The organism is Mucilaginibacter sp. GW821-FHT07G05, from assembly GCF_059418565.1.
The window spans coordinates 101,176-112,103 of the sequence record NZ_JBWKQC010000012.1 but is presented as its reverse complement, the minus strand read 5'-3'; the positions used below and the strand labels follow the sequence as shown (position 1 = coordinate 112,103).

Annotated in this window: 12 protein-coding genes; 9 read left to right on the top strand and 3 right to left on the bottom strand. The window is 42.6% G+C overall.

The window, feature by feature from the left end; all coding sequences use genetic code 11:
- The first annotated feature begins 7 nt into the window (after positions 1–7).
- Both AC07NA_RS23700 and msrB read left to right on the top strand, forming a co-directional pair.
- The gene (locus AC07NA_RS23700) at positions 8–559 is read left to right on the top strand and encodes a fasciclin domain-containing protein (RefSeq protein WP_494900301.1); all 552 of its coding nucleotides are present in this window, start codon (positions 8–10) and stop codon (positions 557–559) included.
- Positions 560–611: 52 nt separating this feature from the next.
- On the top strand, positions 612–1,106 hold the full coding sequence (msrB, locus tag AC07NA_RS23695; RefSeq protein ID WP_494900299.1) for a peptide-methionine (R)-S-oxide reductase MsrB: 495 nt from the start codon (positions 612–614) through the stop codon (positions 1,104–1,106).
- Here the strand turns inward: msrB and AC07NA_RS23690 are convergent.
- On the bottom strand, positions 1,096–1,449 hold the full coding sequence (locus tag AC07NA_RS23690; protein ID WP_494900298.1) for a GIY-YIG nuclease family protein: 354 nt from the start codon (positions 1,447–1,449) through the stop codon (positions 1,096–1,098). The two genes, msrB and AC07NA_RS23690, sit on opposite strands and share 11 nt — an antisense overlap.
- 82 nt (positions 1,450–1,531) lie before the next feature.
- Here AC07NA_RS23690 and AC07NA_RS23685 point away from each other — a divergent pair, with 82 nt between their 5' ends.
- From AC07NA_RS23685 to AC07NA_RS23665, 5 genes are all read left to right on the top strand, one after another.
- A complete protein-coding gene (locus AC07NA_RS23685) occupies positions 1,532–2,305 on the top strand; it encodes an XRE family transcriptional regulator (RefSeq protein ID WP_494900297.1) in 774 nt (257 codons plus the stop codon).
- 91 nt (positions 2,306–2,396) lie between these two features.
- Entirely contained in the window at positions 2,397–2,795 is a 399-nt protein-coding gene (locus AC07NA_RS23680; RefSeq protein ID WP_494900295.1) for a hypothetical protein, read from the top strand.
- 60 nt (positions 2,796–2,855) lie between these two features.
- Positions 2,856–3,983: an aminotransferase class I/II-fold pyridoxal phosphate-dependent enzyme gene (locus tag AC07NA_RS23675; protein WP_494900294.1), complete on the top strand. Its 1,128-nt coding sequence runs from the start codon at positions 2,856–2,858 to the stop codon at positions 3,981–3,983.
- On the top strand, positions 3,976–4,593 hold the full coding sequence (gene bioD / locus AC07NA_RS23670) for a dethiobiotin synthase (RefSeq protein ID WP_494900293.1): 618 nt from the start codon (positions 3,976–3,978) through the stop codon (positions 4,591–4,593). Before AC07NA_RS23675 ends, bioD begins: the two co-directional genes overlap by 8 nt.
- A 63-nt stretch (positions 4,594–4,656) precedes the next feature.
- Positions 4,657–5,553: a 3-hydroxybutyryl-CoA dehydrogenase gene (locus tag AC07NA_RS23665; protein WP_494900292.1), complete on the top strand. Its 897-nt coding sequence runs from the start codon at positions 4,657–4,659 to the stop codon at positions 5,551–5,553.
- Between the two features lie 128 nt (positions 5,554–5,681).
- On the opposite strand, the gene argS is transcribed toward AC07NA_RS23665, so the two are convergent.
- Positions 5,682–7,448, bottom strand: a complete 1,767-nt coding sequence (gene argS / locus AC07NA_RS23660; protein WP_494900291.1) for an arginine--tRNA ligase — start codon at positions 7,446–7,448, stop codon at positions 5,682–5,684.
- A gap of 275 nt (positions 7,449–7,723) precedes the next feature.
- On the opposite strand from argS, the gene AC07NA_RS23655 reads away from it, so the two are divergent.
- Together AC07NA_RS23655 and ctlX are read left to right on the top strand one after the other, a co-directional pair.
- A complete protein-coding gene (locus AC07NA_RS23655) occupies positions 7,724–9,160 on the top strand; it encodes an arginine deiminase family protein (protein ID WP_494900289.1) in 1,437 nt (478 codons plus the stop codon).
- A gap of 230 nt (positions 9,161–9,390) precedes the next feature.
- Positions 9,391–10,308: a citrulline utilization hydrolase CtlX gene (gene ctlX, locus AC07NA_RS23650; RefSeq protein WP_494900288.1), complete on the top strand. Its 918-nt coding sequence runs from the start codon at positions 9,391–9,393 to the stop codon at positions 10,306–10,308.
- Positions 10,309–10,333: 25 nt separating this feature from the next.
- Here ctlX and AC07NA_RS23645 read toward each other — a convergent pair whose 3' ends face one another.
- Positions 10,334–10,843: a hypothetical protein gene (locus AC07NA_RS23645; RefSeq protein WP_494900286.1), complete on the bottom strand. Its 510-nt coding sequence runs from the start codon at positions 10,841–10,843 to the stop codon at positions 10,334–10,336.
- Between the last annotated feature and the right edge of the window lie 85 nt (positions 10,844–10,928).

The window sequence follows — 10,928 nt, the reverse complement described above, 5'->3', positions numbered from 1 at the left end:
TATAGTGATGAGGAAATTTATATTAGCCTTTTTAGCAGGCTTGCTATGTTTGCATGTTAGCGCGCAGGTGAAAACCATTGAAGGCGATAGCATGCCTGCAACAAAAAGTATCTATGATAATTTAGCTACGGCTAAAAACTTTACGGTTTTGCTAAATGCTATACAAAAGGCGGGGTTATCAACACAGTTTACAGGTACTGCACCCATAACTATTTTAGCGCCTAACAACAAAGCGTTCGCGGCTTTACCTGCCGGTACTATCGACACCCTGCTAAAACCCGAACATAAAATAGAACTGGCAAGGTTGATCAATAACCATATACTGGCCGGTAAAATAACATCGGCAGATATTGCGAGGCAAATAAAAATGAATAATGGGCAGGCTGTATTTACCACGCTTGCAGGCAGCAAGCTTACAGCTAAGATAGATGCTAATCGCAATATAGCGCTTACCGATGAAAACGGAAGCCAAAGTTTGATCAGTCGTTTTGATGTGCAGCAGCTTAACGGGGTTTTGCATACCGTAACCGCTTTGCTCATCCCCTCCCCGGCTTTATAAACAAGACCGTTAGCTGACAAACTACAGGGCATTTTCATACGTATCTTTAAGTATGAAAAAGTCAATAATAATTATACTGATATTAGGTGTTATTACAGCTATTGGCTGCGAAAACACAAAAGGCCAAACCGATAAAAAGAACGACGCTGCCAAAGAAGTTACCAAGGCAGATAAATCAGTCTGGAAAACCAAGCTTACGCCCAACCAATACCACATTATGGTTGAACAGGGCACCGAAACCCCTTATAAGAACGAATACTGGAATAACCACCAAAAAGGTGTTTATGTTAGCGCTGCCACCGGCGAAGTATTATTTACATCCGACGATAAATTTGACAGCGGCACCGGCTGGCCGAGTTTTGTTAAACCGGTTAGTATGAGCAAAATTGCCATAGTAACTGATCGCAGCTTTGGCATGAGCCGCGACGAGGTGGTTGAAAAAAGCACCGGCCTGCACCTTGGCCACGTATTTGACGACGGACCTGCCGACCGTGGCGGTAAAAGGTACTGCATGAACTCGGGCGCGTTAAAATTCATTAAAAAGTAACCGCGCGGCGTGGGCTAATTGAAGGGCGCAGCTGTGGTCTTACACGGGTGTTCCCTTCGTGGCTTAAACCAATAGTAAGATCAACCCACTCCTTATTAACAGCCCTGATCATTCTTTCTTTTTGCATGCGGGTAAAAGTGCTCACAAATTTAAAACGCTCCATAGCCATCTCTTCAGAATTTATCTCTTCAAAATAAACAAGGCGGGTAAGCTGCTGCGCGCTGTCGAAAAACAGGGTTGGCATCTGTTTGTAAAACTCCAGTGTTTTTAGCAAATCCGAGCTTAAGCCTACGTGCAAATTGTTTCTGTTTCTGTCTGTAATGATATAAATAAAGCGTTTCATGATAATAAAATTTGCTGTTTAAAAAATAATTACTAATTTTATGAGCATAAAAATACTAACTATTTTAGCAAATCCAAATTTTATGTCAATTATTTCATCAAATATTAAATTCCTAAGGAAAAAGAAAGGCTTAACCCAGCAACAATTTGCAGATCAGGTTGGTATAAAACGATCTTTAGTGGGTGCGTATGAAGAAGAAAGAGCTGAACCAAAATACGGATTGCTAAAAACGATAGCATCTTTCTTTGATGTAACCATTGATGATTTTATAAAAGAAACCATCGATGAGAAATGGGCGCCTAAGCCAAAAGGTAATCCGGCCAATTTGAGGGTGCTTAGTATATCGGTAGATAAGGATGATAACGAGAATATTGAACTGGTACCTATGAAGGCCAGTGCGGGCTATATGAATGGCTACGCCGACCCAGAATATGTATCAAAACTACCTAAGTTTTATTTGCCCATGTTTAAGCAGGGCACTTACCGTGCTTTCGAAATAAAAGGCGACTCGATGCTGCCTTTATTATCGGGTACTATTATAATAGGTGAGTATGTAGAAAACTGGGGCGATATTAAACAAGGTGAAACCTACGTGGTGTTATCAAAAACCGAAGGTGTAGTATATAAACGTATAGGCAACAAATTCAGGGATAACAAAAAGCTGAAACTAATGTCAGACAATCCGGCGTATGAACCTTATGAAATAGGCGGCGAGGATATACTGGAAATATGGAAGGCGAAGGGCTATATATCAACACAGTTACCTACCCCAACACCGGAGCCTACTATGGAAAGTTTAACAGCCATGATGGCCCAAATGCAACGCTCAATATCCAAGCTGCAAAGCAACAACTAAGTTACAAGCAACAATTAAGTTACACGGGTGCGGCTAAACCATTATACATTACTTTTATCAAAACATCTATAAAAACCAAACAAATAGAAGAATGAAAAAGATTTTGTTAATGTGCTGCCTGTTTTTAGGAATTGCAGCAGTAAGCCATGCCCAGGGTGGCGGTGGTGGCCGTAGAATGAGCCCCGAAGACAGGGCTAAACAACTACAATCTGATTTAAAGTTAACTGACGATCAGACCACTAAGATTGTTGCTATTTACAAAGAGCAAAACACTAAAAGAGACAGCGTAAGAAAAGCTGCCGGTGACAATGCCGACAGACAAGAGTTGATGAAGGCTATGATGCCTTTGATGCAAGCATCGAACGACAAAGTGAAAGCTTTATTAACTAAAGAACAAGCTGAAGCGTTTGACAAGCAACAAAAAGAAAGAATGGGCAGAATGCGCCAGGGCGGCGGTGACGGCGGAACCCCTCCTCCATCACAAAATTAATTTAAAGAAAAGCGGCTATCGGCCGCTTTTCTTATTTTAGCCGAAATTCATTTTCGCATTGTGAGGTCGTTTGAAAACTTTATAGAACAAAAACTCGCCGAAAGGAAGTCGGCAGGTATTTACCGAACCCTAAAGCCGGAGAACACCCTGATAGATTTTTGCTCAAACGATTATCTTGGTTTCGCGCGATCGTCCGCACTAAAAGAAAAAATAACCGCAGAGGTAAACCAGCACCCCGGTAGCATGAACGGCTCCGCCGGATCGCGCTTGCTGGCCGGCAACTTAACTTATACCGAAACTTTAGAGAAAGAAATAGCCAGCTGGCACGATAGTGAAGCTGGATTATTATTCAATTCGGGATACGATGCCAACGTAGGCTTGTTCTCATCCCTCCCGCAACGCGGCGATACCATTATTTTAGACGAGCTGATACATGCCTCTGTAATTGACGGCGCACGTTTAAGTCACGCTAACCGCTATACCTTTAAGCATAACGATCTGCAAAGCCTCGATGACAAACTGAAACAGGCCAAAGGCAATTGCTATGTGGGTATTGAAAGTGTTTATTCTATGGATGGCGACACCCCGCCTATAAAAGAAATTATTGAGCTTACCGAAAGATACAACGCCGCCCTTATTGTTGACGAAGCGCATGCCGTTGGCCTGCATAAGAAAGGGATTGTAGCCGAACAAGGCTTACAGGGTAGAGTTTTTGCGCGGATAGTTACCTTCGGTAAAGCTTTGGGTTGCCATGGGGCGATAGTTTTAGGCAGCAACAAATTGCGGGAATACCTCATCAATTTCGCGCGTTCTTTTATTTATACCACGGCGGCATCATTTCATCAACTGGCATCAGTAAAAATGGCTTATGAGTTTTTGCAGGATGCCGATAGCGAGATTGAATCTTTACAAAACAATATAGCCGCTTTTAAACAAGGCGTAAAACATAACCCTGCCTATCCCCTGCTGGCCAGCGATAGCCCGATACAATGCCTGATACTAAACAGCAACGAAAAAGCCCGCGAGGTAGCCGCAGCATTACAGGCAGCAGGAATGGACATCAGGCCGATATTTAGCCCGACAGTGCCACAGGGCAGCGAACGGATCAGGATTTGCCTGCATAGTTATAATACTATAGAGGAGATCGCTTTACTTACTAACACCATTAATACATTGCTACATGGCTGATCAACAACCATTATTTATAACCGGCATTGGCACCGGCATTGGCAAAACCATTGTATCGGCCATATTGGTAGAAAAACTAAAGGCCGACTACTGGAAACCTATCCAATCCGGCGATTTGGATGATAGCGATACCCTGAAAGTACAGAGCCTGGTATCGAATACCGAAACCGTTTTTCACCCCGAAGCATATCGTTTAACACAGCCTTATTCGCCCCATAAATCGGCCGATCTGGATGGCATTACGATAGATCTGCAACAGATCAATCTCCTCGAAACAAATAACCGCTTACTAATTGAAGGCGCAGGCGGATTGATGGTACCGCTTAATTCGGGCAACTTATTGATTGACCTGATAAAGCAACTAAACGCTAAGGTAATACTCGTATCGCGTAATTATTTGGGCAGTATCAACCATACCTTGTTATCGGTTGCGGCCTTAAAACAATACGGCATTCCACTGGAGGGCATTATCTTTAACGGCATCAGCGATAGCTATTCGGAGAAATACATATTGGATTATACCGGTGCAAAACTGCTGGGCCATATCCCGGAATATCCGGCTATTGATAAAAAGATAATTATTGAGGCAGGCGATTACATTCAATTATAAGCGGCATTTTGCTATGCGAATAATTTGCCTCACATTAGTATATCAATTACAAACAGCACACCAATGAAAAATATTACGGTTATAGGTTCGGGCACTATGGGGAATGGTATAGCGCATACCTTCGCGCAATACGGCTTTACAGTATCCTTAGTTGATGTAAACGAGGCAGCTTTAAGCAAGGGCTTGCAAACTATTGCCAATAACCTCGACCGGCAGGTAAAAAAAGGCAGCATAACTGAACAGGTAAAAGCTGATACCCTTGCCAACATTACCACCTATACCGATTTAACCGCAGGCGCAAAAAACGCCGATCTGGTAGTAGAAGCCGCCACCGAAAACCCGGATATTAAGCTGAACCTGTTTAAACAACTTAGCGATATTTGCGGCGAGGATACCATACTGGCCTCAAACACTTCCTCTATATCCATCACCCGCATCGCGTCGGTCACTAAAAAGCCGGGCAATGTAATTGGTATGCACTTTATGAACCCCGTACCGGTAATGAAACTGGTAGAGGTAATTCGCGGATACAGCACCACCAATGAGGTTACCTCCACCATTATGGAGTTATCGAAGCAACTGAGAAAAGACCCGGTAGAGGTAAACGACTACCCCGGCTTTGTGGCCAACCGCATACTGATGCCTATGATAAACGAGGCTATTTATACTTTGTACGAAGGCGTGGCCGGTGTGCACGAAATTGATACCGTAATGAAGCTTGGGATGGCGCACCCCATGGGTCCGCTGCAACTGGCCGACTTTATTGGTTTGGATGTTTGCCTGGCTATTTTAAATGTATTGCATAGCGGTTTTGGCAACCCTAAATATGCACCTTGTCCGCTGCTGGTAAATATGGTAACGGCGGGTAGCACAGGTGTAAAATCGGGCAATGGGTTTTACAAATACACACCGGGGAGTAAGGAATTGGTAGTGGCGGATAAGTTTAGAGGTAAAAGCTGAAAGGCTAAAGCGTAAAGGTTAAAGCTTGATACATAACGATACGCCTATTCTTGTTTAACAGAGAACCGCATATAACTTTGACAACTTTTAAAAAGTTGTCAAAGTTAAAATGCAAACACTATACTCTTTTACATCCTTTCCGGCACTTCGATGCCCAGCAAGCCCATGGCTTTCTTGATCACCTTGGCCGATGCTGCCGATAATTGCAGCCTGAACTGTTTCAGGGTATCATCTTCGGCAGAAAGTATTGATTTTTCGTGGTAGAATTTATTGAACAGTTTAGCCAGTTCGTATACGTAATTGGCTATTACCGCCGGGCTGTATTCGTTAGCCGCTGTAGTTATGATCTGCGGGAACTGGTTTAGCCATACGATCAGGTCGCGTTCTTCTTTGGCCAGTTCGGTTATAGGTGTACGATCATCAAAACCTATACCTGCCCTGCTCAATACCGAACGGATACGGGCATGTGTATATTGAATGAACGGGCCGGTATGTCCCTGAAAATCTACTGATTCGTTAGGGTCAAACAACAGTCGTTTCTTCGGGTCAACCTTTAACAGGAAGTATTTTAACGCGCCCATACCGATGGTATGGTATAACTGCTGTTTTTCTTCTTCACCAAAACCATCTACCTTACCGGCAGCATCCGTTTGTTCTTTGGCTGTTTGCACCATTTCGGCCATCAGATCGTCGGCATCAACTACCGTACCCTCACGCGATTTCATTTTACCCGAAGGCAAATCGACCATTCCGTACGATAGGTGATACAAGCCACCGGCACCGGCCTTACCTAATTTTTGCAGTATCAGGAAAAGCACTTTAAAGTGATAATCCTGCTCGTTACCCACCACGTATATCGACCTATCCATGTGGAATTCGTTATACTTTAATTGCGCTGTACCCAAATCCTGGGTAATGTAAACCGATGTACCATCCGAACGTAAAACCAGTTTTTCATCCAGTCCGTCGGCAGTAAGATCTATCCAAACAGAGCCATCCTCTTTTTTGAAGAAAACACCCTTTGCAAGCCCTTCTTCAATAATATCCTTACCTAACAGGTAGGTATTTGATTCGTAATAGTATTTATCAAAGTCAACGCCAAGCGCCTTGTAAGTATCGGCAAATCCGGCATATACCCAGCTGTTCATGGTTTTCCACAGGCTGATCACCGCTTCATCGCCGGCTTCCCATTGTTGCAGCATTTGCTGGGCTTGCTTTATCAGCGGAGCGTTCTTTTTAGCTTCGTCTTCCGTTTGGCCTTCAGCTTTTAAAGCTTCTATCTGTTTTTTGTATTCCTTATCAAATATTACATAGTATTTACCCACTAAATGATCGCCTTTAAGACCCGATGATTCAGGAGTTTCGCCATTACCAAACAGTTGCCAGGCCAACATTGATTTACAAATGTGGATACCACGATCGTTCACCAGGTTGGCCTTTATCACCTCATAACCGGCCGCGCCTAAAATTTGCGCTACCGAATAACCTAATAAGTTGTTGCGAATGTGGCCAAGGTGCAGCGGTTTATTGGTATTGGGCGATGAATATTCCACCATTACCTTTTGTCCGTTTGGCTTTGCTTCGGCGAAACTTGCCGGTAATATTTCGTTGTACAAGGTATCCAGCCAAAAAGCATCGCTGATAGAAATATTGAGGAAGCCTTTTATTACGTTAAAAGCAGCTACTTCGGGCAGGTTGGCCTTCAGGTATTCGCCAATTTCGGTACCGGTTTGCTCGGGCGATTTACGTGAAAAACGGGTGAACGGAAAGGTTACAATAGTTAACTGGCCTTCAAATTCTTTACGGGTTTCCTGTAAATTGATATCCGCGGGGGCAATATCGGTTTGGTATAAGTCTTTAACCGCTTTAACGGCTGCTTCAACAATAAAATTCATCGGGCAAAATTAATTAAAATGCCGGGAGTTCTATATAAAAATTCAATGGTGGTGACTCATCCCGTCATCGCTGCGCTCGACACCCTTCTCTGCTGCGCAAAGTTTTTTGTCATTCGGCATTTTGTCATCTGTCATTAACCTTTATCCTTTTACCTTTATCCTTTTACCTTTCAGCTTTCAGCCTTTTGCTTTTACGCACGAAGTAGACTGGGTGAGTTAAAGCCGCATGATATTTTATTGATAATTTCTGAATAGATTTGTTGTTTACAAACTGTATGACACTTAACGATAAAGATTTTAAAATAGATGTTACTTCAGAGATAGGCAACCTGCGCGCATTGCTCATACACAGCCCCGATAGCGGCCTTGGCAAAGTGGTACCTTCAAAAGCGCAAGACTGGCTTTTTGAGGATATAGTGCACCTGGATACCCTCCGTAAAAAAGAATACGACTATTACGTTAAGCTGTTGCTGTACTTTCTCGATCCTGATAAAATAAAAGGCAAACTAAAGCAATTGGGTAAAGACCGCTCTTTTTACAAACCCGATAATAAAAACTTTCATGCCTCAACCAAGGTAATTGAGCTGCAAACCCTGTTAAGCGACATTTTAGAGGAAACCGATATCCGCAAAAAGCTCGTGGCCTCGGTTTGTGCCATTGAGGGCTGCAATTATCGTTTACAGTTGAAACTGATAGACACCCCTCCTATTGAACTGGCGAAAATTTTCATCTCCGGCTCGCTGAATGATGACGAAATGATATTTGCCCCTATCCCCAACCTTATATTTTCGAGGGACCTGGGGATTGCCGTTAACAACCATATACTGCTGAATAAACCTGCAAAAAAGGCACGCTTCCGCGAGAGTTTGCTGGTGCGATATATCTTTTTTAACCATCCGTTATTCGTTAAATTCAGGGATAACATATTGGAGATTCCCGAAACCGTGCAGCACTTTTTACGTCCCGGCGAGGATACCGATACCAAAACCACTTTAGAGGGCGGCGATGTAATGATGGTGAGTCCGCAGCATTTAATTATAGGTTGCAGCGAGCGTACGTCAACCAGCGGTGCCGATGAAGCCATAAAGCTTTTATTTGAGCACGATGTGGTTAAAAAAGTGACCGTAGTTAAAATACCGCACAAGCGCGATTATATGCACATTGATACCGTTTTCACTCAAGTAAAACGCGATATGTGGGTGGTATTACATTCGCTGGCAGTGGCCGATAAACCTGTTAAAGAAGAAGGCCCGGCCAATTGGTTTGCCGACAAAAAACTGAAAGAGAAACCCGAAATAGTACAGTTCAGGCAAGGTAAAAGACCAAAAACGTTCGACAATATCGAACACCTGTTATCAGATATCAGCAAAAAAGATTTTGGCAGCGAGGGCGATACCAAGTTTATTTACTCGGGCAATAATACTTTCCCTTACGATGCCCGTGAGCAATGGACAGACTCATGTAACCTGCTGGCGCTTAAAGAAGGCGTTGTTTTAGGGTACGACCGCAACGACAAAACCGTAGAAGCATTTAAGCAGAATGGCTTTACCATTATTAAGGTAGATGAACTGCTCCAAAAATTTGAAAACAACGAACTCGACCCGCAATCCCTTACCGACACCCTCATCCTGATGCCCTCGGCCGAACTTTCACGCGCCCGCGGTGGTTTCCATTGCATGAGTATGCCGTTGTGGAGAGAGGCAGTTGTCTGAACCGGAATTTGGGAAAATTAAGGAATTGGCAGAATGTTTTTTAATTCCTTGCCTATATCCCTATTCTCATTCATTCTGTAAATTCATAATATTGTCCGAACCAGAATTTGGGAGAATTAAGGAATGAACAGAATTTTTCTACTTAAATTATTACTCAATCCTGTTAACCATTTAAGTTCATTCTGTAAATTCATAAATTCTAAAAATTCCGGTTCAGACAAATAACTAATATGCAAACCACCTCCAACATATTAATGATTCGCCCGGTTAATTTCGGGTTTAACGAGCAAACAGCTGATAGTAACGCTTTTCAAAATCGCGATGCGGAACAGCAGGACGCACAAACCAAAGCGGTGCATGAGTTTGATAGCTTTGTGAAAATACTGCGCGATGCCGGTGTAAATGTAATTATGGTTGATGATACACCGCAGCCACACACGCCCGATTCCATCTTCCCTAATAATTGGGTATCGTTTCATGATGACGGCACGGTGTACTTATACCCTATGCAGGCCGAAAACCGCAGATTGGAACGCCGCGAGGATATTTTAAGGGATTTGCAAGGTGATTTTAAGGTAGCCCATATTACCGACCTCAGCCGTTACGAGTTGGAAGATAAATTTCTGGAAGGCACCGGCAGTATGGTTCTCGACCGGGAAAACAAGATCGCTTATGCCTGCATTTCGCCACGTACTAATGAGGATGTTTTACAGGAGTTTAGTGAACAGTCGGGTTATAAAACGGTATTGTTCCATGCTTTCGATCAAAATGGGAAAGCCATTTACCATACCAACGTGCTAATGGCAATGGGCAGTAAATATGTGGTAATATGCCTGGATACCATTACCAACGATGAAGAATTGGAACAATTGATCGACGCTTTTTCGTCAACGGGTAAAGAGATCATTCCGATCAGTTTTGAGCAGATGAATCATTTTGCAGGAAACATGCTCGAAATACAAAACAAGACCGGCGAAAGTTTACTGGTGATGTCGAAAAGCGCCTGGGACTCGTTAGACAACGAGCAAAAAGAGTTACTTAGCAGCTACAGTAAACCAGTGTATGCCGACATCAGTACTATAGAAACTCTTGGCGGCGGCAGCGCGAGGTGCATGATGGCGGAAGTACATTTGCCAGCATTAAAGTAAAATTTTTGAAAAATATAAAGGCAAGTCAGTCTATTTGCTGAATGTCAGAAATAACCATCGGATAGCCTTTTATAAAAATACACTTATTCTTAACCACCTTGTAATCAACCAATATACAGAAACCACTTGTATAGCTTTTATCTTTGATCCATAAGATAGTTGTAAAAACATTCCTTTTTTTATCATAACAAGGTGTAACTACTTCAACATAGTTAAAATCTTCATCGGCTTTCATGGATATGGGGTTGGTGGTTTCGCTTTGTTTATATGATTCGACATTTAAACGGTATGAAGCCGTGCTGTCAACACATTCACCCTTGTTGGCATCTTGCAAAATATTGCTGAGATCATTGTTTTTCACGAACCTGTTACATACCACCCACTTTTTGGCGGTATATTTATTATCCATGGCGTCTCTATCGAATTTGACAGAAGCGATTTTCTCTGATTTTTTGATAATGTCGCTTATATCCAACGATTGATCACTGTTATGTAGATTAAGCATCAGCATCATAGCGATCAGCATTTTGTTCATTTTTTGATAGTGTTAAGAGTTATGCAGATATCAAATATGCATTCTACAATTACTTATATCAAGTAAATCATTATAAATCTTTTTA

Coding starts and splice junctions, on each gene's coding strand:
- argS (WP_494900291.1), bottom strand. CDS start 7,448: ATGAATTTTATTGTTGAAGCAGCCGTTAAAGCGGTTAAAGACTTATAC.
- AC07NA_RS23700 (WP_494900301.1), top strand. CDS start 8: ATGAGGAAATTTATATTAGCCTTTTTAGCAGGCTTGCTATGTTTGCAT.
- msrB (WP_494900299.1), top strand. CDS start 612: ATGAAAAAGTCAATAATAATTATACTGATATTAGGTGTTATTACAGCT.
- AC07NA_RS23680 (WP_494900295.1), top strand. CDS start 2,397: ATGAAAAAGATTTTGTTAATGTGCTGCCTGTTTTTAGGAATTGCAGCA.
- AC07NA_RS23685 (WP_494900297.1), top strand. CDS start 1,532: ATGTCAATTATTTCATCAAATATTAAATTCCTAAGGAAAAAGAAAGGC.
- AC07NA_RS23645 (WP_494900286.1), bottom strand. CDS start 10,843: ATGAACAAAATGCTGATCGCTATGATGCTGATGCTTAATCTACATAAC.
- ctlX (WP_494900288.1), top strand. CDS start 9,391: ATGCAAACCACCTCCAACATATTAATGATTCGCCCGGTTAATTTCGGG.
- bioD (WP_494900293.1), top strand. CDS start 3,976: ATGGCTGATCAACAACCATTATTTATAACCGGCATTGGCACCGGCATT.
- AC07NA_RS23690 (WP_494900298.1), bottom strand. CDS start 1,449: ATGAAACGCTTTATTTATATCATTACAGACAGAAACAGAAACAATTTG.
- AC07NA_RS23655 (WP_494900289.1), top strand. CDS start 7,724: ATGACACTTAACGATAAAGATTTTAAAATAGATGTTACTTCAGAGATA.
- AC07NA_RS23665 (WP_494900292.1), top strand. CDS start 4,657: ATGAAAAATATTACGGTTATAGGTTCGGGCACTATGGGGAATGGTATA.